Genomic DNA, 23,375 nt, shown 5'->3' with positions numbered 1-23,375 from the left:
CGCGATCACGTTGCTGCGACTCTAGGGGGAGCCTCGGACAATGCCTCCGGCAGCACCGGCGGGCCTGTGGACAACCTGACCGCGAGGGGTTCAGACGGTGCGTCCGCCGCCCTCAGGGGCGGTGAAGTCCCAGCTGAGCAACAGGATGGCGAGGTCGTCCAGATGACGTCCGGCGTCCAGTTTCCGGGTGACGGTGGTCAGATGGTCCACCAGCCCCTGCCCGCTCGTCCGCGGTGCGCCGTCGATGATGGACAGCAGGCCGGTGGTCCCCAGGCGTTCGTGCCCGGGCCCGCTGTGCCCCTCCACCAGTCCGTCGGTGTGCAGCAGCAGCGAGGCGGCGGGCGGGAGTTCGGCCCGGGTGGTGTGCCGGCCACCGCCGCCAGGACCGATGCCCAGGGCGAGACCCGGCCGGGACGGCAGCGGACGGGCCGTGCCGTGCTGGACGAGGAGGGGTTCGTCGTGGCCGGCCAGCGTGATGTCGATCCGGCAGGTGTCCGGGTGGAGCGAGATGGTCGCGACGGTGGCGAACATGGCGGAGTAGGGGCGTTCCGCGACGAGGACCTGTTCCATCAGGGCCAGCAGGCCGGACTCGCGGTGGCCGCCCAGGACGAGCGAGCGCCAGGCGATGCGCAGGCACACCCCGATGGCGGCCTCGTCGGGTCCATGGCCGCTGACGTCGCCGATGACGGCGTGGACGACGCCGTCCGCGGTCTCCACGACGTCGAGGAAGTCACCGGCGAGCAGCGCGCCTTCGCGGCCGGGCAGATAGCAGGAGGTGGGGACCACGGCCCGCGTGCTGAGCATGGGGGTGGGCAGCAGACCCCGTTCCAGCCGGGTGTTCTCCTGAGCCCGCAGATGGTTCTCGCGCAGCTCGGTCGCGGTGCGCTCGGCGTGCTTGCGGTGCACCGCGTAGCGCAGTGCGCGGTCGAGGAGTTCGCTGGTGACGGCGCCCTTGACGAGGTAGTCCTGGGCTCCCGCGGCGACGGCCTCGGCGCCCGCGCTGCTCTCGGCCATGCCGGTGAGGACGATGACGGCCGCGGCCGGGCAGGCGGTCTGCAGCTGCTGGACGGCACCGGTTCCCGAGGCGTCGGGAAGGTGGAGATCGAGCAGGATGCAGTCGGGTGTCCGCCCCTTCAGCCGGGCCAGCCCGTCGGCGAGCGTCTGGGCCCACTCCAGGTCGACGCTCAGACCGGTGTCGGCCAGATACTCCTCGACCAGCACCGCGTCACCGGCGTCGTCCTCGATGAGCAGGACGGCGTAGCGCCCCGGCGCCCGCTGGACGGGCAGGGCGGGCGGCATCGTCGGCGCGGTGCGGCGCCCGCCGGCGTTCCCGTGAGCGTCCTGCACGTTCATGGCGAGACTCTCTCGGTGTCCGCGGCCGACTCGGCCTGGGGAAGGGGCAGTCCGGGGAGGGTGAAGGTGATGCGGGCGCCGGGGGTGTGGCCGGGGTCGATCGCGATGGTACCGCCGTGGAACTCCACGATCTTCTTGCACAGGGCCAGCCCGATGCCGTTGCCCGGATAGGCCTCCCGGGTGTGCAGCCGCTGGAAGATCACGAAGACCCGCTCGGCGTACTCGGCTCCGATGCCTATGCCGTTGTCGGTGACCGCGAAGTGCCACAGCCCGTCCTCGCAGCGGGCGCTCAGCTGCACCGCCGGTGTCCGCTCGGCGGAGCGGAACTTCAGTGCGTTGGAGACGAGGTTCTGCAGCAGCATGCCCAGTTGGGTGGCGTCGCCGGACACCGCGGGCAGCGGGTCGTGGGTGATCCGCGCGCCGGACTCCTCGACGGCGATGCTCAGCGCGTCGGTGGTGCGCGAGAACAGCTCCTCCAGGTCGACCGTTTCGTTGTCGGTGTGCAGCCGCCCCACCCGGGAGAAGGCCAGCAGGTCGTGGATGAGGGTCTGCATGCGGTTGGCGCCGTCGACGGCGAAGTCGATGTACTGCACGGCCCGGTCGTCGAGCTGGTCGGCGTAGCGGCGCTGCAGCAGCTGGCAGAAGCTGGCGACCTTGCGCAGCGGCTCCTGCAGGTCGTGGGAGGCCACGTAGGCGAACTGCTCCAGCTCGGCGTTGGAGCGGCGCAGCTCGGCGGCCTGCAGGTCCAGCTGCTCGCGGGCCGAGTCCGAGAAGGCCAGTTCGGCCGCGAGCCGGCCGCGCATCCCTTCGACGTCCACCGCGAGCCGGCGCAGATCAGCCGGGCCGCTGGCCGTGATCGGGTGGCCGAAGTTCCCCCCGGCGACGCGCCGGACGTCGTCGGACAGCCGCCCCAGGGGCAGCGTCACTCCGCGGCGCAGCCCCGCGAACACCAGCACCGTCAGGGCGAGGATCACCGCGGCGATGAGGGAGAAGATCCAGTTGCGCTGGGACCGTACGTGGTGCAGTTCGGCGTGCGCCCGGTCCCTGGCGGCCTCCAGGTCCTTCTCCAGGTGCGCGGCGCTGACGCGGATGGCGTTGAAGTCCTGCCGGCCCTCGTCCGCCCGCTCGGTGGCCAGGGCCACCGGGGCGCCGGCCGGCGCGGTGGCCACCGGCCGGCCGAACCGGGACTGCCAGGTCTCGGCCCGCGCGAGCACCTCGTCCAGGTCGGCGCCCCCGGCCGGGTCGTCGGCCAGCAGGGTCCGCAACTGCGCGGTGGCGTCCTTCTGTTGTTGCAGGCCCGAGCGGTAGGGCTCCAGGAAGCCCGGCTCCCCGGTCAGCCCGTACCCCCGCGCCCCCGTCTCCTGGTTGATCAACGCGCCTTCCAGCCGCACCGAGGCCACCAGTGCCGGGGTACTGCCGTCCACCAGCCGGTCCGAGATCGCCGTGGAGCGGGCGAAGACCCACACCCCGGTCGCCGCGAGGACGGCGAGGACCGCGAGCGCGGCGCAGGCACCCGCCGTCAGCCAGCGCCGCGTCGTCCAGCCCGCCGTGGGACCGTCGCCCCGGCGGGCCCCACCCGCTCCGGGGCGCCGGTGCTCGGCCGGATCCTCGTGGCTGCGCGCCCCTGCAAGCCCTGTCACTGCGACTCCTCGATCACCCCGCCCCGCCGCGGCAGCGGCAGGGCCAACCACTCCGCCCCCGGGTACAGCCGCGCCATCGTACCCAGCGCGGGCAACCATGATTGTCGCCTCATCGACACGACCGTAGGGTGGGCACATGCGCCGCGAGGAGTCCACCGCCCGACTCGACCCTGCCCAGTTGACGGCAGCGGCCGAACAGGTCGGGACGGCGCCCTCACACCGGCCGGTCACGGAGACCTTCCGCCGCGGGCACCCCCTCAGTTCCGTCCCGCCGACCTTCACAGGAGCGAACCCGTGAACGCCCTCGCCTCTCCCCGCTCCTACAGCATCCTGCTCGTCGAGGACGACGCCGCCGATGCGATGCTCATCGAAGAAGCCCTCGCGGAAAAGGGGATGACCCGCGCCATCGCCCGCGCCAACGACGGCGTCGCCGCCCTGGAGCACCTGCGGGACCCGGCCAACGATCGCCCCGATCTCATCGTGCTGGATCTGAACATGCCCCGGATGAACGGCCGCGAACTGCTGGCCGTCCTCAAGGACGACCCGTCGCTGGCCGGCATCCCGGTGGTCGTCCTGACGACCTCGTCCACGCCGGACGACATTTCGGACGCGTACCAGCACCACGCGAACGCCTACGTCACCAAGCCGGTCAACCTCGACGACTTCCTGCACTCCGTGCGGGGCATCGACGCCTTCTTCCTCGAGATCGCCACCCACCTGCCCCGCGACTGAGCGGCCGGCGGTACTAGCGGGCCTCTCGCACCGGGAACACCGCGTCTGCCGGTCCAGACACCATTCCCACCTCATATACACGAGGAACTGGAGCACTTTTAGGTTGCATCTACGATTCTCCGGACGGACGATTGGGCATGAGGTTGTGAGCAGCCGCCGCGTGCACCGCCCGGAGGGGGAATCGGATGAGCCGACCCAGTACGCCGCAGCGCGCCGCGCCGCCGCGCACCCGGTCCTTCCTCCTGCGCGGCGAGGTGCACCGGCCGGTCACCCTGACCGTCGCCGATCTGCGGAACGGCTGGGAGCAGCACCGGGCGGACGTGGTCTTCGACTGCGCGACCAACGGGCCGCAGCACCACCGCTTCGAGGGGCCGCTGCTGCGGGAGGTCGTCTCCGCCGCGGAGCCCGCCTTCGACGCCCGGCGGCGTAAGGACCGCTCGCGTTTCCTGCTGACGGTCACCGGCGGGGACGGGCACCATACGGTGCTGTCCTGGGCGGAGATCGACGCCGACTTCGGGGACACCCCCATCCTGCTGGCCACGCTCCTGGACGGCGGGGCGCTGGACGAGTCCGGCAGCCAGCTGGTGGTGCCCTCCGACCGCTGCGGGGCCCGCTACATCAGCGCCATCAGCAGCGTATGGGTCGGGGCCTGCCCCTCGCCCGACGCATCCGCGGCCAGGGGATAGGGCGGGTGTCGCCGGACAACGGTGCCGGACCCCGGGACGGGGCCGCCGCACAGAGCGCCGAGGCCACCCATGCGTGGGACGACTTCCTGCGGGCCGACATCATCGAGGAGCCGGGCGTGGCCTACGCCGCCGCGCTCCTGGGGCCGGACGGACGGTATCTGCACACCGCGGCGGCGTCGGCAGGGGACGACGGGTCGGGGTACTTCCGCCAGGAGGACGCGGTGGCCGCCCTGTCCGTGCGGGCCGCCGCCCGCGGCGGACCCCCGGTCACCGAGCCCTTCTCCCTGAGCGGGCGCCGGGTGACGATCGGCCCGATCGCCGGTGACGCCGACCTGTGGGCGACGCCGCTGATCTGTGAGCGCACCGGTCTCAATGTCGGGGTCATGGGCGGCACCCCCAGGGGATATATGGTCGTCGCCCTCTGCCATCCCATGAGTGACGACATTCCCGTGCCGGGCGTCTACGGCGCGGAGATCTCCACCTGGAGTGTTTTCCAGAGCCGGATCGGACTGGCGCTTCTCACCGCCTGACCACCGCCATTGGACCTTTCACTAAAGGGTGGGGCAGTTGCCATGGAGATTCGCATCATGAATTGCAAATGCCATGGAATTGCCCCTACCGTGTCGCACATGCAGTCCTACACGATTGGTCAGGCGGCGCGCCTGCTGGGTGTGAGTCCGGATACCGCGCGCCGCTGGGCGGACGCCGGCCGGGTGACGACCCACCGCGACGACGGCGGCCGCCGGCTGATCGACGGCCGGGACCTGGCCGCGTTCTCCATCGAGATCGCCCAGACAGGCACCGGTGAGGAGGACACCTCCTACACCTCCGCCCGCAACGCGTTCCCCGGCATCGTCACCGCGGTCAAGCTCGGCGACGTCGCCGCCCAGGTGGAGATCCAGGCCGGTCCGCACCGGCTGGTGTCCCTGCTGACCCGTGAAGCCGTCGAGGAACTCGGTCTGGAGGTCGGCATGCGGGCCACCGCCCGCGTGAAGTCCACCAGCGTGCACATCGACCGCACCTGACCCACCGCTCCAGCCAGCGGCGTCGTCCGTCCCCGACGCGGCCTCCACCACCCGCTCGGGCGACACCGGTCGGCCCGAACAGCCACGTCACCAGGGAGTCCAACCCTCATGTCCTTTGCCTTCAACAGACGCCGCGCCGCTGCCGCGATCGTGACCGCCGCCCTGTTCGTTCCGCTCGTGGCGGCCTGCGGCAGTGACGACAAGAAGGACGCCGGTTCCACCGCGACCCCGTCCGCCAGCACCTCCGGTGCGCCCAAGGCCGCGCTGACGGTGCTGGCCGCCTCCTCGCTGACCGATGTGTTCAAGACCGCAGGCGCCGCGTACGAGAAGAGCCACCCGGGCACGACGGTGAAGTTCTCCTTCGCCGGCTCCCAGGAACTCGCCGCGCAGGTCAAGCAGGGCGCGCCGGCCGACGCCCTGGTGACCGCCGACACCAAGACCATGGACGGCCTGAAGTCCGACACCGGCACCCCGGCCATCATCGCCAAGAACCGCCTGGTGATCGCCACCGGTGAGGGCAACCCGCTGAAGATCACGGCCCTCAAGGACCTGGCCGACACCAAGTTCAAGGTCGTCCTCGCCGCACCCACCGTCCCCGTCGGCCGGTACAGCAAGCAGGTCCTCGACGCGCAGAAGCTCGTGGTCAAGCCGGTCTCGCAGGAGCCGAACGTCCGCGCCGTACTGAGCAAGGTCGAGCTCGGCGAGGCCGACGCCGGCATCGTCTACGCGACCGACGCCGCGACCGCCACGAACAAGGTCGACGCCATCGAGATCCCCGACGCGCAGAACGCCGTCGCCTCGTACCCGGCCGCTACCTTGAAGACCACCAAGAACAGCGAGGCCGCCGCCGCGTTCGTGGCCTGGCTGAGCACCCCCGAAGCGCAGAAGATCCTGCAGGCGGCGGGCTTCCAGCAGCCGTAGTCCTGTGCGGGAAGCGGCAGCTCCCCCTGCCGTGAGGGCTGTCCGGGTCGGGGGACCGGACAGCCCTGTCACTGCCTTCGCCTGCCCCGATCCCAGGAACCGCCGATGACACGCATCCGCAGCCGAGCACGCGGCGCGCGCACCCCGGTCGCGCTGGCGCTGCCCGCACTGCTCGCGATCGCGTTCCTGCTGATGCCGCTGATCGGCATCCTCTACCGCACCGACTGGGGTGACATCGGCACCCATCTGACCAGCCCCGACGTCACCACGGCGCTGAGGCTGTCGCTGCTGGTGTCGTTCTGGGCCCTGGGCCTGTCGCTCCTGCTCGGGGTGCCGCTGGCATGGCTGCTGGCCCGGGTCGACTTCCCCGGCAAATCGCTGGTGCGCTCCCTCGTGCTGCTGCCGATGGTGCTGCCGCCCACCGTGGGCGGTGTCGCGCTGCTGCTCGGCTTCGGGCGACGGGGGCTGCTCGGGCCGTGGCTGGAGAACACGTTCGGGATCGTGCTGCCGTTCCACACCTCCGGGGCGGTGGTCGCGGCGACCTTCGTGGCGATGCCGTTCCTGGTCATCAGCCTGGAGGGGACCCTCGCGGGGCTGCGCCCGAGCTACGAGGAGACCGCCGCCTCACTGGGCGCCGCGCCGGTGCGGGTGTTCTTCACCGTCACGCTGCCCATGGTCGCCCCCGGCCTGGTGGCGGGCGCGGCGCTGACCTGGGCGCGCGCCCTGGGCGAGTTCGGCGCGACCATCACCTTCGCGGGCAACCTCCCCGGCACCACCCAGACGCTGCCCCTCGAGGTCTATCTGCTCCTGCAGGACTCACCCGAAGCCGCCACGTCCGTCTCCCTGCTGCTGCTCGTCATCGCGATGGCCGTACTGATCGCGCTGCGCGGCCGCTGGGCCGGCGGGGCGGTGGCCCGGGAGAGCAGCTCGAAGCGACCCGTGGACGACGGCCCGCCGCCGGCGGATCCGCTGACGAGCACCCCCTCGGACGGTCTTCCCGGCCCGAAGTCCTCGGCCGCACCGGACCGTTGGTCGCTGCACACCGACGTCACCGGGTTCAACCAGCTGACCCTGGACGCGGAGCCCGGCACCACCATCGCCATCGTCGGACCCAACGGCGCCGGAAAGACCACGCTGCTGCGCGCCCTCCTCGGCCTCACCCCCCGCGCGCACGCCGAACTGCGCCTCGGCGGCACCGATGTCACGAACCTGCCGCCGCACAAGCGCGGTGTCGCGTGGGTCCCGCAGGACGGCGCGCTGTTCCCGCATCTGACCGCGCTGTCCAACACCGCCTACGGTCTGCGCACCCATCACGTCCCGCGCTCCGAGGCACGCCGCACCGCCCAGCAGTGGCTCGACCGGCTCGGCGTCGGCCATCTCGCCCACCGCAGACCCGCGCAGCTCTCCGGCGGCCAGGCCCAACGCGTCGCCCTCGCCCGCGCACTCGCCGCCCGCCCCCGGCTGCTGCTGCTCGACGAACCGCTGGCCGCCCTCGACCAGACCACGCGGGCCCATGTCCGGCACACGCTGCGCACCCACCTCGACGGGTTCGGCGGCGTCTGTCTGATCGTCACTCACGACCCCGTCGAAGCGGTCGCCCTCGCCGACCGGGTGCTCGTCCTCGAGGACGGCCGCGCCCTCCAGGACGCGTCGCCCGCCGACGTGACCCGCCATCCCCGCTCCCCGTGGGTGGCCCGGATGCTCGGCCGCAACGCGTGGCCCGGTACGGCGACCACCAGCGGCCTCGCGCTGGCCGGCGGCGGACAGCTCGTCGTCGCCGACACCCTCACCGAGGGGGCGCGGGCGCTGGCGATCATCGCGCCGGAGGCGGTCTCCGTGCACCGCGACAAACCCGCCGGCAGCCCCCGCAACGTCTGGCCCGGCACGATCCGCGAGATCACCTCCGCCGGCAGCCGGTTGCGCCTTCTCGTCACCTCCGACCAGGCACCCGACCTCGTCGCCGAGATCACCCACCAGGCGGCCGCAGAACTCGGCCTCACCGACGGCACCTCGGTCTGGACCAGCGTCAAGGCCACCGAGGTCACCCTCGTCACGCTCTGAGCCGACCGCGCTGCCCGGCAGTGCCCGGCCCTGGCGGATAGGCTGCGACGCCGTCCCCCGCCTGCGCCCCACCGCGGCGGATCCACCGGCCGCTGCGAGGGAAGTGAACGGCGAACGTGACACGACATGTGCTCATCCTGGGCGGCACCGCTGAAGCGCGCCGGCTCGCGGCGGCGCTGGCCGCCGATCCCGCGCTGCGGGTGACCAGCTCGCTGGCGGGGCGGGTGGCCGAACCGCGGCTGCCCGCCGGCGAGGTGCGGATCGGCGGGTTCGGGGGCACGGACGCGCTGGGCCACTGGCTGGCCGAGCACGCGGTGGACGCGCTGATCGACGCCACCCACCCCTTCGCCGGCACCATCAGCTTCCACGCCGCGGAGGCGGCGGCGTCCGCCGGGATCCCGCTGCTCGCGTTGCGGCGGCCCGGCTGGGTGGCGGGCCCGGACGACCGCTGGCACCCCGCGGATTCCCTGGCCGGGGCCGCCGCGCTGCTCCCGGGGCTGGGCCGGCGGATCTTCCTGACCACGGGCCGGACGGGGCTGGCCGCGTTCGCCGGAACGACCGGTCTGTGGTTCCTGATCCGCTCGGTCGACGCCCCGGAGCCACCACTGCCGGAGCCCTCGGAAGTACTGCTCGACCGGGGGCCCTTCACCCTCGAAGGGGAGACGGAACTGCTGCGCCGCCACCGCATCGACGTCCTCGTCACCAAGGACAGCGGCGGACCGGCCACCGCGGCGAAGCTCACCGCCGCCCGCGAGGCCGGTGTTCCCGTCGTCGTCGTCCGCCGCCCGCCGGTGCCCGACGGGGTGCCCGTGGCCGCGACCCCTGAGGAAGCGGCCGCGTGGCTGCACGAGGTGCCGGCGTAGCCCGCAGCCGGGTCAGCCGTCGTCGCGGTCGCCTGCGGGGGTCCTGCGCAGCAGATAGGTGTCCATGATCCAGCCCTTGCGGGCGCGGGCCTCGGCGCGCAGCGTCTGGATGCGGTCCGAGACGTCGGGCAGCGGTCCCGCGACGAGGATCTCGTCCGGTGTGCCCAGGTACGCGCCCCAGTAGATCGTGACGTCGTCCCCGCCGTCCGGAAGGTGCGCGAAGGCCTGGTGCGCGTCGAGCATGACGACGACGTCGTCGGCCCCTTCGGGGAAGCCCGCGGCCAGCTGCCTGCCGGTGGTGATCTGCACGGGCCGCGCGGGCCGGTTCAGCCCGGTCCGGTGCTTGGCGGCCAGCGCCGCGACGCTGCTGATGCCGGGGATCACCTCGTAGTCGAACGCGACCGTCCCGCGGCCGAGAACGTCCTCCAGGATGCCCAGGGTGCTGTCGTACAGGGCGGGATCGCCCCACACCAGGAAGGCGCCGCACTCGTCGTCCGCCAGCTCCGAGGTGATGAAGTGCTCGTAGATGTCGGCCCGGCGATGGCGCCAGTCACCGACGGCCGACGCGTAGACCGGTGACGGCGCCGTACGGTCCCGGTCCGGGTCCTGGGCCGACACCAGCCGGTGCGGACGCGTCACATGCTGTTCGATGATGTCGTGGCGCAGCTGGACCAGGTCCGACTTCTCCTCGCCCTTGTCGAGCACGAAGAACACGTCGGCCTGATTGAGCGCCTCGACCGCCTGCAGCGTCAGATGGTCCGGGTCGCCCGCGCCGATACCGATGACAAAGATCTTTCTCACGGCATCGAGTCTGCACCATGCGGTCGGGGCGTGACGCCGCCGGGGGCGGCCTTTGCGCTGCCGCCCCCGGCGGGCCGGGGGTCAGAACGCGGTCAGGGTGAAGACGACCTTGTCACCGGTCCTGATACGGAACTGGCAGCCGCCCACGGGGGTCGGCGTGCCGTTGACGGAGATGTTCCAGTACTCGCTCGCGCCCGCCGTGTCGGCGGCTATGCGGCTGACCGCGTAGTCGTCGAACGAGGGGTACCAGGTGCCGTCCCAGGAGAAGTGCGCCCGTCTCGCCGCGTCGTCGAGCGCCGCGGTCGGGGTGGCCACCCGGCCCGGATTGGCGCCGCCGTTGGTCCCGTCGCACCGGTGCGTGCCACCGGTGGCGGTCGTGACGTCATGGCCGTTGGTCAGGACGATGCCGTTGAAGACCGTGTGGGTGGTGTCGACGACCGTGACCCGGACGAGCACGGGAAGCGAGGCGGCGGTGGCCGGAGTGGCGGACGCGGCGGACGCCGAGGGAGCGATCGCGGTGAAGGCGAGAGCGGCGGCGGCCAGCGCGATGCGCCGGGATGCGGTACGCAGCACGATATGGAGAGCCTTTCGTACGGGGCCGGCGCCGGGACCCCGCACGTGTCCCCCACGGCACGTCGAACCCCTGGCGCGTTCCGTGAAGGAAGCGGCAGGGGCCGGAGAACCAGGAGGGGTTCGGGCTCCACGCTGCAGACCATGACAGTGAGAAGCAGTGCACGTCGTACGGCGGGCTCTCCGGCTCGCAGCGCGGAACGCTGCTCACGGTTGCAGGTCAGCGCCGGATTCCCACCGGCTTTCCCCACTCGCGGACGCATGAAATTGTCGGCCCCGCCGCCCGTCGGACGGCTGGAACCGGTCGCATCGTACGGCCCGCCGCGCCTCGCGCACCACCCCTGTTTCCGGGTGCTCGAGCGGGCCGCGGGGCGGGACGAGCCGGTGTCCCATCTCACCGTCCGGTAGCTGAACAATGCTGACCCGGCGGCCCCTTTGGCCATAGGCTGGACGGTGCAGCTGGTTCGCCCTGTCCGCCAGACAGGCGCGTCGTAAGAGGGAACCCGGTGGAATTCCGGGACTGCCCCGCAGCGGTGAGTGGGAACGACCGCCGTCATACGCACTGGGACCCGAGCCGGGATCTGGGAAGCGACGGCCAGTAGGTGTCTCGTGTCCGTACGAGACGCGCCCGCGAGTCCGAAGACCTGCCACTGCCCGCGCGCCCCCAACGGCGCACGGTGATTCCGGAGACCTCGAGGGCGGGTCGGAGTACACATCAGGCGGGCACGTGCGGCGTTTCGGCGCTTCAGCGACGTGATCCCGTCCGGTCTGTGGTCCCTTCGCGCCGTCGATTCTCCCGGGGTCCTATGGGAGACACTCGCGAAGGAGAGTTCCATGACCAGCACGTCCGCCACCGCACGCTCGACCGTGCACGGCTACCCCCGGCAGGGCCGGAACCGGGAGCTGAAGAAGGCGATCGAGGGCTACTGGAAGGGCGACGTCGGTGCTGACGCCCTGCGGGACGCCGCCGCCGAGCTGCGCCGCACCAACTGGCGGCAGCTCGCCGACGCCGGCATCCAGGAGGTCCCGACCGGCGACTTCTCGTACTACGACCACGTCCTGGACACCAGCGTCATGGTCGGCGCGATTCCGGCCCGGCACCGCGCCGCGGTCGCCGCCGACGCCCTGGACGGCTATTTCGCGATGGCCCGCGGCACGCAGGACGTCGCGCCGCTCGAGATGACCAAGTGGTTCGACACCAACTACCACTACCTGGTGCCCGAGCTGGGCCCGGACACCGTCTTCAGCGCCGACTCGACCCAGCAGGTCGCCGAGCTGAAGGAAGCGCTCGCCCTCGGCCTCACCGCGCGCCCGGTCCTCGTCGGTCCGGTCACCTACCTCCTGCTCGCCAAGCCCGCCCCCGGCGTCGCGGCGGACTTCGAACCGCTGACGCTCCTCGACCGGCTGCTGCCCGTGTACGCCGAGGTGCTCGCGGATCTGCTCGCCGCAGGGGCCGAGTGGGTGCAGCTCGACGAGCCGGCCCTGGTCCAGGACCGCACCCCGGGCGAACTCAACGCCGCCGCGCGCACCTACCGGGTGCTGGGCGGTCTCACCGACCGGCCGAAACTGCTGGTCGCGTCCTACTTCGACCGGCTGGGCGAGGCCCTGCCGATCCTCGCCAAGGCGCCCATCGACGGGCTGGCGCTGGACTTCACCGGTCCGGCCGCGGCCAACCTCGACGACCTCGCGGCCGTCGGCGGGCTGCCCGGCAAGCGCCTGCTGGCGGGGGTCGTCAACGGCCGCAACGTCTGGATCAACGACTACGAGAAGTCGCTGTCCGTCCTCGGCACGCTCCTCGGGCTGGCCGAACGGGTCGACGTCGCCTCCTCCTGCTCCCTGCTGCACGTCCCGCTGGACGCCACGGCCGAGCGCGACATCGACCCGCAGATCGCCCGCTGGCTGGCCTTCGCCCGGCAGAAGACCGCCGAGATCGTCACCCTGGCGCGCGGACTGTCCCAGGGCACCGACACGATCGCGGCCGAACTCGCCGCCAACCGGGCCGACCTGGCCTCCCGGGCCGGTTCCGCCCTCACCAACGACCCGGCCGTCAGGACCCGCGCCGCGGCCGTCACCGACAGCGACGCCCGCCGCTCCCAGCCCTACGAGGAGCGGGCCGCCGCCCAGCGCGCCCACCTCGGGCTGCCGCTGCTGCCGACGACCACGATCGGCTCTTTCCCGCAGACCACCGAACTGCGCACCGCACGGGCCGATCTGCGGGCCGGGCGCATCGACACCGCCGCGTACGACGCCCGTATCGAGGCCGAGATCCGCGAGGTCCTCTCCTTCCAGGAGAAGGCCGGCATCGACGTCCTGGTGCACGGCGAGCCCGAACGCAACGACATGGTGCAGTACTTCGCCGAGCAGCTGACCGGCTACCTCGCCACCCAGCACGGCTGGGTCCAGTCCTACGGGACCCGCTACGTCCGGCCGCCGATCCTCGCCGGGGACATCTCCCGCCCCGAGCCGATGACGGTCCGCTGGACACGGTTCGCCCAGTCCCTCACCACCCGCCCGGTCAAGGGCATGCTGACCGGGCCCGTCACCATGCTGGCCTGGTCCTTCGTCCGTGACGACCAGCCGCTCGGCGACACCGCCCGCCAGGTCGCGCTCGCCCTGCGCGACGAGGTCGACGATCTGGAGGCGGCGGGCAGTTCGGTGATCCAGGTGGACGAGCCCGCGCTGCGCGAGACGCTGCCGCTGCGCGCCGACGGCCATGCCGAGTACCTCGGCTGGGCGACCGAGGCCTTCCGTCTCACCGCCGGCGGGGTCCGTCCCGACACCCAGATCCACACCCACATGTGCTACGCGGAGTTCGGTGACATCTTCCAGGCCATCGACGATCTCGACGCCGACGTCATCAGCCTGGAGGCCGCCCGTTCCCACATGCAGGTCGCGGGCGAGCTGGCCACCGCCGGCTATCCGCGCGAGGTCGGTCCTGGCGTCTACGACATCCACTCCCCCAGGATCCCCAGCGCGGCGGAGGCGGCGGCCCTGCTCCGCAAGGGCCTTGAGGCGATTCCCGCCGAACGGCTCTGGGTCAACCCGGACTGCGGTCTGAAGACCCGCGGCTGGCCGGAGGTCAGGACCTCCCTGGAGAACCTCGTCACCGCCGCCCGCGAGGTGCGGAGCACGCTGCCCAGCGCGACCTCCTGACGCGGCCGTGGCCGGGGCGGACACCCCAGGGTGCCCGCCCCGGCCGCGCGCTAGCGCAGTGCCGCCCGCCGTTCCGTACGGGACCGTCCCGGTTCATCCTTTCGGGTTAAGCAAGGAATGTTTGTCCCGGACCGCATCCGGAGGGGCGCTCTGATGGGGGCGCCGCGCCGACCGTCGTGGACGCGGCCCGGACAGCGATCGAACGAGGTGCGGGGGAATGGGCTCTGTTGCTCTGGGCGTCTGGCTGCTCACCGCCTCCCTGGGGGCATATCTGTTCACGATCTGGCTGCGCCACGGGGGCCTGCGGCAACGCGAGGCCGGCATCACCCGGTTACCGGTCTCGCTGATCCTGGGGCACATCCTGCTGGCCGTGGTCGGCCTGGCCGCGTGGACGGTCTTCCTCTTCGGCGATCTGATGGCCTCCGCGTGGGCGGCCTGCGGCGTCGTGCTCGTCGTGGCGTCCCTGGGCCTGATGATGCTGTTCCGCTGGCTGCCCAGCCCCGGCCGCCATGCGCACGGCGAGCGGACCGCCGAGCGGCACTTTCCCGTCACGGCGGTCGTCGCTCACGGCATCTGCGCGGTCGTCACCGTCCTCCTGGTGCTGGCGGTGGCGGTCCACTCGGCCTGAGCGCCCGGCCCGGGCCGGTCCGAAGCGTTACGCCCGTAATGCGAACCCTGTCCTCTGCGTAGATCCTGAAGATGTTGTCCATCACGCGAGGAGGTCCGACATGTCCATGCTCGACAAAATCAAAGGCATGCTCAAGGGTCACGAGGATCAGGCGAAGCAGGGCGTCGAGAAGGCCGGTGACCTCGTCGACAAGAAGACACAGAACAAGTACAGCGGCCAGGTCGACACGGCTCAGGAGAAACTGAACGAGCAGATCGGCGGCACCCGTCCGCCCACCGACGAGGCGGGTCGGTAGCCGGCCGGCGCACCTGTCAGCGACTGGCGACAACGCTCCAGGTCACCCGGGGCGGGTGAACGGAGGCGCACAGGGGCAGGCCGAAGCCGTCGGTCAGTCCCAGGTCTGCCCGCAGGCAGCCGCCGCCGTCGCGGGCGGCCGCCAGGTTCCCGGCGGGAATGTCGCCCAGGTGGAGCTTGGCCCGGCGGAACATCGCGAACGCTCCGCCGGGCGGCTGTTCGCCCCACGTCAGATAGAGGAACCGGCCGCCGCGGCGGCCCTGGACATGGGGCCCGCGGAAGTCGGCCGTTCCGTCCGGCGCGGTGACCAGGGTGACGGCGGTCTCGAAGACCACCTCAGCGGCGTCCGCCGACACCACGGCGTCCGCTACCGCCCCCCGCTGGATCCCGACATGGACGTCCCTGTGGTCGCCACAGGCGGCCCCGGGCAGCTCCCGGCCCACGATCCGCACCAGTACCTCTGCCATCGCCTCAGCCCTCAGTCCTCAGTCCTCAGTCCTCACCCGGATCCTCGTCCGCGCGTCCCGGACACGGCGTGTCCACCGTACGGCGAGCCACTGACAGACCCGGAAGGTACGCCCCGTGAACCCCGACTCCGGGTCCCCGCCGCCGTCTCCCGTCGAACCGCCCCGGCGGCGCCGGTCGCGCACCACGGCATGGTTGGTGGCCGCGGGCCTCATCGCCGCCACCGCAGGGAGCTACAGCGCTGCGGCGGCCCCGCACCCGGCCGTCGCGGGTACCGCCCTGGCCGGCATGGACTGGCGGGCCCGGCAGATCGTGGGCATCGTCAACGTGGAACGCCGGAAACACGGCTGCCGGCGCGTCACAGCGAACGGGAAACTCACGGCGGCCGCCCGGGCGCACTCCGACGACATGGCGGCCCGCGGCTACTACGAGCACGCGACGCCCGACGGTCAGGACCCAGGCAACCGGCTGACCTCCGCCGGGTATCCGTGGACGCGGTGGGGCGAGAACATCGGCAAGGGCGCCAAGGACCCGCGAGCGGCCATGACCGCGTGGATGAAGAGCGCCGCCCACCGTTCCAACATCCTGAACTGCGCGTTCAAGGAGATCGGCGTCGGCGTGAGCATGCGCCCGAACGGCCCATGGTGGACCCAGGACTTCGCCGCCCGCTGACCCCGTCCGGCACCCCCGGAGCGCCGCGCTCCGACCGCCCCCGAGCGCTCTCCGCGCGCGGTGGCGGCGACCCGTGCTTAGCGTGGGACGTAGAGCAGCCCAACGAAGGGACGACTCACCATGAGCGACAGCACACCGCGGACCAAGCCCGAGCCGGACCGCCCCAACCCCGGGAGCAAGCCACCGCGCGGCGATGCGGGAGGGCGCGGCCGGACCACCATCGCCGACGGCGTGGTGGAGAAGATCGCCGGTCTGGCCGCCCGCGATGTCGTGGGTGTGCACGCCCTGGGCACCGGCTTCGCCCGCACCTTCGGCGCCGTGCGCGACCGGGTGCCGGGCAGCGCGAAATCCGTCACCCGTGGGGTGAAGGCGGAGGTCGGCGAGACGCAGACCGCCCTCGACCTCGACCTCGTCGTGGACTACGGCGTGTCCATCGTCGATGTCGCCAACGCGGTGCGGGAGAACGTGATCGCCGCGGTCGAGCGGATGACGGGGCTCGAGGTCGTCGAGGTCAACATCGCGATCGGCGACGTCAAGCTGCCGGACGAAGAGGACGACGACGAGGACGAGCGGGAGCAGCGGGTCCAGTGAGCGGCGGACCGGCGCGGGAGACGGCGGGCGGACGATGAACACGCCGCTGGTCGGCCTGGGCGTGGGAATGGCCCTGGCGTTCGCCGGGTACTTCGGCGGGTTCGGTGCGTTCCTGCTCGTGGCGGCGCTCGGCGCCATCGGCTTCGTGGCAGGGAAGTTCCTGGACGGAGACCTCGATCCCGACGAGTTCTTCCGCAGCCGGAGCCGTGACCGCGACGGCGACCGCAGCGGCACCAGCACCGGCGACCGCACCCGCGAGCGGGGCCGTGACCGGGGCGGCGACCGCCTGCGCTGAGCGGTTCGGCACGGGCCGGCGCCGAGGGGTTCCCCGGCGCCGGCCCGGCCGGCAAGCGCTCTCAACCGCAGCCGCGAACCTCACGGAACGTGCGCACGGCCGGGCCTCCGGTCGGGCGCGCACCGACCCTTACGCCCTCGGCAATGTGCTGGTCACCTTGCGGGGGTCCGGCTTCGCCATGCTCAATCAGCGACAAACCGCGGGGCGCAGCGGATCGGGTCCGGTGACTGCGAGTTCGCGCCAATACCTGGCGTACCGACGAGTAATGCTCGCCACAGGTATAGACCAATGATAAATATGGGGAACGAATCTCACATGTGCGATCACCATGCGTCACTCCCGATGGGAAGGGATCACCCGCTGTGCCCCGTTCCTCCCGCTCCGCCCCGCCCGCCCGTCCGCTCTACCAGCGGATCGCCGACCAACTCCAGGCCGAGCTCGACAAGGGCCGCATAGCCCCGGGAGACCGACTGCCCGCAGAGCGGCTGCTGGCCGACCGCTTCGGCGTCAACCGGCAGACCGTACGCCAGGCCCTGCAGCTCCTGCGCGACCGCGGCATGGTGACCACCGGACGCAGAGGCACCCGCGCCGCGGTCGTCCCGGTGGCGCTGCCGGGTCAGTTGATCGACACGGCGCCCGTCATGCCCGAGGGGATCGACGACGACCTCGGCGTGCTGCGCACCGCGCCCGCCCCCGTCGACATCTCCTGCCTGCTCGGCCTCACCCCCGGCACGCCCACCCTCGTCCACCAGCGGGTCGAGCAGGCGCCCGGGGCCCAGTTGGCGAACGCGACGTCGTACTTCTCGCCGGTCGCGCTCGCCGAGATTCCGCGGCTGGCCGAGCACCGCCGCGCCTCGTCCGAGCCCCACCGCGGCAACCTGCGCGGCCTGTACCAGTGGATGATCGACGCCGATCTGCGCCCCCACCGGCGCGACACCATCGATCTCACCCCGGTCCACAACCCCCGGCCGGCCGCCCCGGACCACGCGAAGCTGACCATCCGCCGGACCATCGCCGATCAGCACGGCCGCGTCCTGGAGGTCACCGACCTCCAGCTGCCACCCGGCCCGGCCCAACTCGTCTACGACTTCGCCCTCCCCGTCACCTGACCGGCGGGCGCCACGAGCTCCGTCCCGGACGCCCTACGCAGGGCCGCCGACCCGCTCGGACCTCCCCCTATACGACCCACCGGGTCCCCGAGGATAGGCCGCCGGTGGCATGAGGACTATGGTCGATATCCCAGGACCACTACGACGAAGGGGCAGTCGGCAATGGCGCAGGACGAGGCCGTTATCGGCTGCACGGGGGAACTTCTGATCGCCACGCGTGGATCCGCCGGACCCGGCGAGATCCTGGTGCGCGTCAGAGGGGGAACCGAGACCTTCCTCGCCTGGTCCGAGGAGCCCCTGCCGCGCGGGACGACCGTGCTCGTCATCGAGTCCCGCGGGACCCGGCAGGTCGGCGTCATCGAGTGGGCAGATCCCCTGGATGCGTTGGGCGGCGTCACCGACGCCCCTTAAAGGAGACGAAATGTTCGGTTATCGCGTTCCCGCCCCCGACGAGGCGATGCTGATTTCAGGCGGCAGGCGGGGACTGGAAGGTGCGCCGTTCCGCGTGGTGACCGGCCACGGAAAGTTCGTGCTCCCCGTCTTCCGCAAGACCCGCTTCCTCACCCTGGCGATGTGCGAGGCCGAGGTCGCCGAGACCTGTGTGACCAAGCAGGGCATCGCGCTGACGGTCCGGGCCGTGATCGCCTTCAAGGTGGGCAACGACCGGGAGAGCATTGTCAACGCCGGTCAGCGGTTCCTTTCCGACCAGGACCAGATGTCGGTGCTGACCGGCCGGATCTTCGCCGGTCATCTGCGCTCCATCATCGGCTCGATGACGGTCGAGGAGATCGTCACCGAACGGCAGAAGCTCGCCACCGAGGTCCTGGAGACCTCCAAGACGGAGATGGCGAAGATCGGTCTGACCGTCGACTCGCTGCAGATCCAGTCGATCGACGACGGCAACACCGGATACATCGCCGCGATGGCGGCACCGCACAAGGCCGCCATCCAGCGGCAGGCCCAGATCGCCCAGGCGCAGGCCACCCAGGCCTCGGTGGAGGCCGAGCAGGTGGCCGCGCGGAACCAGGCCGAGTACGCCCGGCAGACCGCCGTGGTGAAGGCCGAGTACTCGGCCCAGGTGGACCGCGCGCAGGCGGAGTCCGCGCAGGCCGGCCCGCTGGCGATGGCCCACGCGCAGCAGGAAGTGCTCATCGCCCAGACCGAACTGGCCCAGCGCCAGGCCGAGCTCCGGCAGCAGCAGCTGCGGGCCGAGATCGTGAAGCCCGCCGAGGCCGAGGCCGAGCGGATCAAGGTGCTGGCGATCGCCGAGGCCGAGCGGATGAAGATCCAGGCCGAGGCCGCGGCCTCGTACGACCGGGTGGCACTGGACCGGATGCTGATCGACCAGCTGCCGCTGATCGTCAAGGAGGCCGCCGGCGGCCTCGCCGGGGCCAACGTCAACGTCCTCAACGGCGCCGACGGCCTCAGTGAGATCGCGGCGGGACTGGTCGGCCAGGGGCTGACCATCCTGGACTCCGTCCGGAAGAACCTGAGCGGCTCCACCGAGTACCCCCGTCCGGGCAAGGACAACGGCCTGCTCGAACTGCAGGGTTACCTGAAGCCGGCCGCCGGCCCCGCGGAGCCGGTGAAGCCGAAGCCCACCGAGAAGGACACCGACAAGGACACCGGCCGGGACAAGCCGACCGACGGCCCGATCACGATCGACTAGTGCCTTAGGGACAGCGCGCCACCGGGCGCGGCCGGACTCCAGGAAGGGACCGGCGGACAGGAGTTGATGCTCCGTCCGCCGGTCCCTTCGGCATGTCGCGGCAGGCCGCTCACTACGCCAACAGCAGGAACGGGACGGCGGACGCGCCGGAGGGCGGACGCGATCGGGAAGAGTGACCGAGCGGTCCACCGCACACGTGCCACCGCACACGTGTCACCCCACACCTCGACGCACAGGCAAGAAAGGTCCGGTCCATGCCCCGCGCCACCTCGTGCCTGCCCGCCCGTCCGTCCTCCGGCTCCCGCCGGCACTCCCGGCCCGGGAGCCGCTTACGTACGGCGGTCGTCGTGACCGCCGCCTGGAGCGCCCTGTTCGTCATGGCGGCGCCCGGGAGCGCCGACGCCGTTCCGGGTCCGCTGTTCGCGGACGCGACGCATCCGGCGCCCGGCGTGCGGTACGAGACGTTCTCGGTGGCCGCGTCCCACGGCACGGCGCACGGCCACCTCCTGACGGTCGAGCTGGACGACGCCCGTGTGAAGGTCGAGCTGCTGCGGCCCGGCACGAGCGGCGCGGTGACCGGCATCCGGGCGCCGGTGTCCCGGCTGGCCGACGCGCGCGGCGCGGTCGCCGCCGTGAACGGCGATTTCTTCGACATCACCGAGGACGAGCACCCGGGCGTGCGGCCGACCGGTTCCCCCGTGGGCCCGGCCGTCGCGGACGGGCGGCCGCTCAAGGCCGCTGTTCCGGACGGCCAGCGCTACGGCATCGCGCTGGTGCCGGGAGCGACCGACGAGGACGTGCTGGGCATCGGCGCCGACGGCACGGCCCGGCTGGACCGGCTGCGGCTGCGCGGCACCGTCGTCACCCCGTCCGGGACATGGAAGCTCGCCGGCTTCAACCAGTACGCGCTGCCCGTGAACGGCATCGGCGCGTACACCTCGGCCTGGGGACCCGCCTCCCGTGAACGCGCCGCATGCGGAACCGACGACGTTCGCGCTGCCCCCTGCGGCACCGACCCCTACGAGGTGACGGTGCACAACGGCCGCGTCACCTCGGTCTCGACCACCCTGGGCGAAGGCCTCGTCCCGCGCGGGACGGTCGTCCTGGTGGGGCGCGAGGCCGGCGCCCGCGTACTGCGCAAGCTGCGGCCCGGTGACCCCGTACCCGTCCGGCACCGCCTCCGGGCCACCGGAAGCATCCCGCTGACCTTCGCGATCGGCGGGTATCCGGTCCTGCGCGACGGCGCCCCCCTGGACGGCCTCAACGAGACCGTCGCCGCCACCCGGACCGCCGCCGGATTCAGCCGCCACGGCCACCGGTTGTATCTGCTGGCCCTGGACGGCGGCGCCGAACACGACGACGGACTGACCCTCGGCGAACTGGCCCGACTGCTGCGCTCCCTCGGGGCCGACGGCGCCGTCGACCTCGACGGAGGAGGCTCGTCCACCCTCGTCACCCGGCTCCCGGGCGCCGCGCACAGCACGGTGCGGAACCATCCGTCCGGCGTGCCCGAACGCCCGGTGCCGAACGGGATCGGCGTGATCTCCTCCGCGTGACGCCGACGCAGCCCGCCCGCACATTCACGCCCCGTGGTGCTCCGGACCGTGGTGCTCCGGACCGTGGTGCGGCGGACCGTGGTGCGGCGGCGGGGGGCCGGTCGGTGGGGGCGGGATCGAGCCGAGACCGGGGGCGGGTTCGGGCCACACCAGCAGGACGGGACAGGGCGCGTGGTCGACGACGAACCGGCCGTCGCGCCCCAGACTGCGGGGCCCCAGCCGCTGGAGGTCGCCGTCCCGCGCGCAGATCAGCAGTTCGGCGCCCTCCGCCGCCCGGACCACCTCGCGCGCGGTGCGCCCGTGGACCTGCAGCCGGGCCGCGGGCCGGCCGAGCCGGTCTGCCGCCGCTTCCAGGAGTTCGGCACCGGCCGTCGCCGACAGCGCCTCCAGATAGTCGCCCGGATCGCGCTCACGATGACCGCGGCCGAGCAGACCCGCGAACGCGCCGTGCGCGGCGGCCTCGACGTCGTCACCGGTGACATGGAGCAGGGTGAGTTCGGCCGAGTCGGGGACGTGCGAGCGGGCGGCGTCCACGGTCGCCTGCCAAGCGCCCTCGGTGATCCAGATGATCGTGGTCACGGGTCGTCGGGCCTCCGGTCGTCGAACTTCCGGTCGTCTGCGGCGCCACCCACACTGCCACAGCGACGGCCGGCTCAGCGGGAGCGGCGTCCCTTAGCCTGTAAGGGCTATGGCGCACGCCGGGCGGTGAGCGGAGTGTCGGAGAATGCAGATGAAGCAGATGACGAGGAATCCGTGGCTCCTGCTCGCCCTGCCGCTCATTCCCCTGGTGGCCCTGCTGCGGCGGTTCCGGCGCCGGGTGCGGCCGGGCGGTGGCGGTCCCGGCGGTCCGCCGCCCGCCGGCGTCCGCGAACCGCGCCGGCCGAAGCCGTCCCTCCCCGCGGCGGCGCTGTCCCGGTCGGAGCCGGGTGCGTGACGCCCCCGACCGGTGACGACGCGCCCGCGGGCCACGTCGACGTGCTGATCGTCGGTGCCGGCCTGTCCGGCATCGGCGCCGCCTGCCACCTCCGCCGGGAGACCCCGGACAGGACGTTCGCAATCCTGGAGGCCAGGGACGCGATCGGCGGCACCTGGGACCTGTTCCGCTACCCCGGCATCCGCTCCGACTCCGACATGCAGACGCTGGGCTACACGTTCCGGCCCTGGACCGGTGCCAAGGCGATCGCCGACGGGGACGCGATCCGCGAGTACGTCCGCGACACCGCCCGCGAGCACGGCGTGGACGGCGATCGCGCCCTGGGGGCTGTACCAGAAATACCCGCGCGACATCCTGATGCTGCGGCGCGGCCGACTGGAGGACGCCGGTATCCGCTTCAGCCGCCGGCCGGCCCCGAGCCACGGCCCCCGGCTCAGAAACTCCCGTAGTTCACCTGCCAGGTGGGCAGTCCGATGTTCCTCCAAAGTTTAATGCACCTGTCCCTGTCATCCAGGCAAACGCGCACGTTGTAGCGGTGCCGGACGTGCGCGTCGAACAGCTCGGCCTTGACGACGTCGTCACGGCGCGAATCGCCGGCGTGCCGCATCCACAGCTCGTCGCAGGGCACGCCGTGTGCCGCGATCCAGGCCTCGGTCTGGGCGCGGAACTCCTCGCCGCGGCCGGACAGCAGCACGATCCGGTCGCCGTTCGCCTTCTGGAAGGCGGCGAGGGCGTCGCGCACCGAGGTGTTCAGGCCGTCCTGCTCGCAGCGGGCGAAGTCGTACGGGTTGCGGTTCTGGTTGATGGCGAGGGTGCCGTCGATGTCGCACATCACCGCGTCGGGCAGGGTCGCGTCCGCGGTGTAGGGCAGGACGGCGGGTGTGTCGTTCATCCAGGCGTCGGTGAGCCGCCAGCCGCCGCGGGTGGCCTTGGTGTGCTTGTCGGCCAGGATGCGGATGATCTCCTCGCCCACGGGGTTGTCGCGGGCCGCGTCGCGGCGCAGGCATTCCTCGATCGGCACATCGGTGAAGTCATGGACGGCGAAGACCGCCAGCCCGCCGACGGCGGCCTTGAGCCGCTTGGGGATGTGCGGGGTCAGATGGGTGTTGTCGACGACGACGTCGAAACCGGCGGCGACCGTCTCCCGCACGGCGGCGTCCTGGATGGCGAGGACGGTCTGCTCGTGCTCGTGCGACCACTGCCGGCCGCCGCCGCTCCCGCCGTCGCCGAGCATCACCCGCAGGTCGTCGAGGTTGACGCGCCGGACGCGGCCTTCGGAGTCGGCGCACAGCTTGCGGGCGGCGGTGGTCTTCCCGGAGGCGGGCAGACCGGTCATGACGTGCACGGTGGGCATCGG

General features: G+C 72.2%; 25 protein-coding genes, 1 pseudogene and 2 riboswitches. Of the genes and pseudogenes, 19 read left to right on the top strand and 7 right to left on the bottom strand.

What is annotated here, in order from left to right:
• Positions 1–90 precede the first annotated feature (90 nt).
• Both LNW73_RS31045 and LNW73_RS31040 read right to left on the bottom strand, forming a co-directional pair.
• Positions 91–1,353, bottom strand: coding sequence for a PP2C family protein-serine/threonine phosphatase (locus LNW73_RS31045; protein ID WP_250992212.1), 1,263 nt, complete (start codon positions 1,351–1,353; stop codon positions 91–93).
• On the bottom strand, positions 1,350–2,993 hold the full coding sequence (locus tag LNW73_RS31040; RefSeq protein ID WP_374118227.1) for a sensor histidine kinase: 1,644 nt from the start codon (positions 2,991–2,993) through the stop codon (positions 1,350–1,352). Before LNW73_RS31040 ends, LNW73_RS31045 begins: the two co-directional genes overlap by 4 nt.
• 294 nt (positions 2,994–3,287) lie before the next feature.
• Between LNW73_RS31040 and LNW73_RS31035 the strand changes: the two genes are divergently transcribed.
• The 7 genes from LNW73_RS31035 (at position 3,288) to LNW73_RS31005 (ending at position 9,281) form a co-directional block, all read left to right on the top strand.
• Positions 3,288–3,725 (top strand): response regulator, encoded by a 438-nt coding sequence (locus LNW73_RS31035; protein WP_250974361.1) that lies wholly within the window; start codon positions 3,288–3,290, stop codon positions 3,723–3,725.
• Between the two features lie 185 nt (positions 3,726–3,910).
• Complete coding sequence (locus LNW73_RS31030; RefSeq protein ID WP_250974362.1) at positions 3,911–4,411, top strand: molybdopterin-dependent oxidoreductase; 501 nt, start codon at positions 3,911–3,913, stop codon at positions 4,409–4,411.
• Between the two features lie 5 nt (positions 4,412–4,416).
• On the top strand, positions 4,417–4,941 hold the full coding sequence (locus LNW73_RS31025) for a hypothetical protein (protein ID WP_250992211.1): 525 nt from the start codon (positions 4,417–4,419) through the stop codon (positions 4,939–4,941).
• Positions 4,942–5,040: 99 nt separating this feature from the next.
• The gene (locus tag LNW73_RS31020; RefSeq protein WP_250974364.1) at positions 5,041–5,436 is read left to right on the top strand and encodes a TOBE domain-containing protein; all 396 of its coding nucleotides are present in this window, start codon (positions 5,041–5,043) and stop codon (positions 5,434–5,436) included.
• A 108-nt stretch (positions 5,437–5,544) separates the two neighbouring features.
• Positions 5,545–6,357, top strand: coding sequence for a molybdate ABC transporter substrate-binding protein (gene modA, locus LNW73_RS31015; RefSeq protein ID WP_250992210.1), 813 nt, complete (start codon positions 5,545–5,547; stop codon positions 6,355–6,357).
• 105 nt (positions 6,358–6,462) lie between these two features.
• Positions 6,463–8,418: an ABC transporter permease gene (locus tag LNW73_RS31010; protein ID WP_250992209.1), complete on the top strand. Its 1,956-nt coding sequence runs from the start codon at positions 6,463–6,465 to the stop codon at positions 8,416–8,418.
• Positions 8,419–8,534: 116 nt separating this feature from the next.
• Positions 8,535–9,281: a cobalt-precorrin-6A reductase gene (locus tag LNW73_RS31005; RefSeq protein ID WP_250992208.1), complete on the top strand. Its 747-nt coding sequence runs from the start codon at positions 8,535–8,537 to the stop codon at positions 9,279–9,281.
• A gap of 12 nt (positions 9,282–9,293) precedes the next feature.
• Here LNW73_RS31005 and cobF read toward each other — a convergent pair whose 3' ends face one another.
• Together cobF and LNW73_RS30995 are read right to left on the bottom strand one after the other, a co-directional pair.
• On the bottom strand, positions 9,294–10,082 hold the full coding sequence (gene cobF / locus LNW73_RS31000) for a precorrin-6A synthase (deacetylating) (RefSeq protein ID WP_250992207.1): 789 nt from the start codon (positions 10,080–10,082) through the stop codon (positions 9,294–9,296).
• 81 nt (positions 10,083–10,163) lie between these two features.
• Entirely contained in the window at positions 10,164–10,655 is a 492-nt protein-coding gene (locus tag LNW73_RS30995) for a DUF4430 domain-containing protein (RefSeq protein ID WP_250992206.1), read from the bottom strand.
• 153 nt (positions 10,656–10,808) lie between these two features.
• Positions 10,809–10,951: riboswitch (cobalamin riboswitch) on the bottom strand.
• A 161-nt stretch (positions 10,952–11,112) separates the two neighbouring features.
• Positions 11,113–11,302: riboswitch (cobalamin riboswitch) on the top strand.
• Positions 11,303–11,486: 184 nt separating this feature from the next.
• Here LNW73_RS30995 and metE point away from each other — a divergent pair.
• The 3 genes from metE (at position 11,487) to LNW73_RS30980 (ending at position 14,728) form a co-directional block, all read left to right on the top strand.
• Positions 11,487–13,805: a 5-methyltetrahydropteroyltriglutamate--homocysteine S-methyltransferase gene (gene metE, locus LNW73_RS30990; protein ID WP_250992205.1), complete on the top strand. Its 2,319-nt coding sequence runs from the start codon at positions 11,487–11,489 to the stop codon at positions 13,803–13,805.
• 217 nt (positions 13,806–14,022) lie between these two features.
• Positions 14,023–14,433, top strand: coding sequence for a hypothetical protein (locus LNW73_RS30985; RefSeq protein WP_250974371.1), 411 nt, complete (start codon positions 14,023–14,025; stop codon positions 14,431–14,433).
• A gap of 100 nt (positions 14,434–14,533) precedes the next feature.
• On the top strand, positions 14,534–14,728 hold the full coding sequence (locus tag LNW73_RS30980) for an antitoxin (RefSeq protein ID WP_250974372.1): 195 nt from the start codon (positions 14,534–14,536) through the stop codon (positions 14,726–14,728).
• Positions 14,729–14,744: 16 nt separating this feature from the next.
• Here LNW73_RS30980 and LNW73_RS30975 read toward each other — a convergent pair whose 3' ends face one another.
• Positions 14,745–15,194, bottom strand: a complete 450-nt coding sequence (locus LNW73_RS30975; protein WP_250992204.1) for a DUF5990 family protein — start codon at positions 15,192–15,194, stop codon at positions 14,745–14,747.
• A gap of 115 nt (positions 15,195–15,309) precedes the next feature.
• Here LNW73_RS30975 and LNW73_RS30970 point away from each other — a divergent pair, with 115 nt between their 5' ends.
• From LNW73_RS30970 to LNW73_RS30940, 7 genes and pseudogenes are all read left to right on the top strand, one after another.
• Entirely contained in the window at positions 15,310–15,864 is a 555-nt protein-coding gene (locus tag LNW73_RS30970) for a CAP domain-containing protein (protein WP_250992203.1), read from the top strand.
• A gap of 120 nt (positions 15,865–15,984) precedes the next feature.
• Positions 15,985–16,455 (top strand): Asp23/Gls24 family envelope stress response protein, encoded by a 471-nt coding sequence (locus LNW73_RS30965; protein ID WP_250992202.1) that lies wholly within the window; start codon positions 15,985–15,987, stop codon positions 16,453–16,455.
• Between the two features lie 34 nt (positions 16,456–16,489).
• Positions 16,490–16,681: pseudogene (locus LNW73_RS30960) on the top strand (hypothetical protein); the annotation flags it as partial.
• Between the two features lie 431 nt (positions 16,682–17,112).
• Positions 17,113–17,859 carry a GntR family transcriptional regulator gene (locus LNW73_RS30955; protein WP_250992201.1) on the top strand — a complete coding sequence of 249 codons (747 nt, stop codon included), beginning with the start codon at positions 17,113–17,115 and terminating at the stop codon, positions 17,857–17,859.
• 162 nt (positions 17,860–18,021) lie between these two features.
• Entirely contained in the window at positions 18,022–18,270 is a 249-nt protein-coding gene (locus LNW73_RS30950; protein ID WP_138354456.1) for a hypothetical protein, read from the top strand.
• 10 nt (positions 18,271–18,280) lie between these two features.
• Entirely contained in the window at positions 18,281–19,528 is a 1,248-nt protein-coding gene (locus tag LNW73_RS30945) for a flotillin family protein (RefSeq protein ID WP_250992200.1), read from the top strand.
• A gap of 254 nt (positions 19,529–19,782) precedes the next feature.
• Positions 19,783–21,084 (top strand): phosphodiester glycosidase family protein, encoded by a 1,302-nt coding sequence (locus tag LNW73_RS30940; RefSeq protein ID WP_250992199.1) that lies wholly within the window; start codon positions 19,783–19,785, stop codon positions 21,082–21,084.
• A 24-nt stretch (positions 21,085–21,108) separates the two neighbouring features.
• Here the strand turns inward: LNW73_RS30940 and LNW73_RS30935 are convergent, their stop codons facing one another.
• Complete coding sequence (locus LNW73_RS30935) at positions 21,109–21,663, bottom strand: universal stress protein (RefSeq protein ID WP_250992198.1); 555 nt, start codon at positions 21,661–21,663, stop codon at positions 21,109–21,111.
• A 145-nt stretch (positions 21,664–21,808) separates the two neighbouring features.
• On the opposite strand from LNW73_RS30935, the gene LNW73_RS30930 reads away from it, so the two are divergent.
• Entirely contained in the window at positions 21,809–22,018 is a 210-nt protein-coding gene (locus tag LNW73_RS30930; RefSeq protein ID WP_250992197.1) for a hypothetical protein, read from the top strand.
• A complete protein-coding gene (locus LNW73_RS30925) occupies positions 22,015–22,467 on the top strand; it encodes an NAD(P)-binding protein (RefSeq protein ID WP_441349487.1) in 453 nt (150 codons plus the stop codon). Before LNW73_RS30930 ends, LNW73_RS30925 begins: the two co-directional genes overlap by 4 nt.
• Here LNW73_RS30925 and LNW73_RS30920 read toward each other — a convergent pair.
• Positions 22,452–23,372, bottom strand: a complete 921-nt coding sequence (locus tag LNW73_RS30920; protein WP_250992196.1) for a phosphatase domain-containing protein — start codon at positions 23,370–23,372, stop codon at positions 22,452–22,454. The two genes, LNW73_RS30925 and LNW73_RS30920, sit on opposite strands and share 16 nt — an antisense overlap.
• Positions 23,373–23,375: the final 3 nt, after the last annotated feature.

It is taken from the genome of Streptomyces sp. RKAG337 (assembly GCF_023701715.1).
Lineage (GTDB): Bacteria > Actinomycetota > Actinomycetes > Streptomycetales > Streptomycetaceae > Actinacidiphila.
This window is presented reverse-complemented; position numbering and strand designations above follow the sequence as displayed.

Bases quoted from the DNA above. Each gene is read 5' to 3' on its own strand.
- LNW73_RS31045 (WP_250992212.1), bottom strand. From the start codon at position 1,353: ATGAACGTGCAGGACGCTCACGGGAACGCCGGCGGGCGCCGCACCGCG.
- LNW73_RS31030 (WP_250974362.1), top strand. From the start codon at position 3,911: ATGAGCCGACCCAGTACGCCGCAGCGCGCCGCGCCGCCGCGCACCCGG.
- LNW73_RS31020 (WP_250974364.1), top strand. From the start codon at position 5,041: ATGCAGTCCTACACGATTGGTCAGGCGGCGCGCCTGCTGGGTGTGAGT.
- modA (WP_250992210.1), top strand. From the start codon at position 5,545: ATGTCCTTTGCCTTCAACAGACGCCGCGCCGCTGCCGCGATCGTGACC.
- LNW73_RS31010 (WP_250992209.1), top strand. From the start codon at position 6,463: ATGACACGCATCCGCAGCCGAGCACGCGGCGCGCGCACCCCGGTCGCG.
- metE (WP_250992205.1), top strand. From the start codon at position 11,487: ATGACCAGCACGTCCGCCACCGCACGCTCGACCGTGCACGGCTACCCC.
- LNW73_RS30985 (WP_250974371.1), top strand. From the start codon at position 14,023: ATGGGCTCTGTTGCTCTGGGCGTCTGGCTGCTCACCGCCTCCCTGGGG.
- LNW73_RS30980 (WP_250974372.1), top strand. From the start codon at position 14,534: ATGTCCATGCTCGACAAAATCAAAGGCATGCTCAAGGGTCACGAGGAT.
- LNW73_RS30975 (WP_250992204.1), bottom strand. From the start codon at position 15,194: ATGGCAGAGGTACTGGTGCGGATCGTGGGCCGGGAGCTGCCCGGGGCC.
- LNW73_RS30965 (WP_250992202.1), top strand. From the start codon at position 15,985: ATGAGCGACAGCACACCGCGGACCAAGCCCGAGCCGGACCGCCCCAAC.
- LNW73_RS30950 (WP_138354456.1), top strand. From the start codon at position 18,022: ATGGCGCAGGACGAGGCCGTTATCGGCTGCACGGGGGAACTTCTGATC.
- LNW73_RS30945 (WP_250992200.1), top strand. From the start codon at position 18,281: ATGTTCGGTTATCGCGTTCCCGCCCCCGACGAGGCGATGCTGATTTCA.
- LNW73_RS30940 (WP_250992199.1), top strand. From the start codon at position 19,783: ATGCCCCGCGCCACCTCGTGCCTGCCCGCCCGTCCGTCCTCCGGCTCC.
- LNW73_RS30930 (WP_250992197.1), top strand. From the start codon at position 21,809: ATGCAGATGAAGCAGATGACGAGGAATCCGTGGCTCCTGCTCGCCCTG.
- LNW73_RS30920 (WP_250992196.1), bottom strand. From the start codon at position 23,372: ATGCCCACCGTGCACGTCATGACCGGTCTGCCCGCCTCCGGGAAGACC.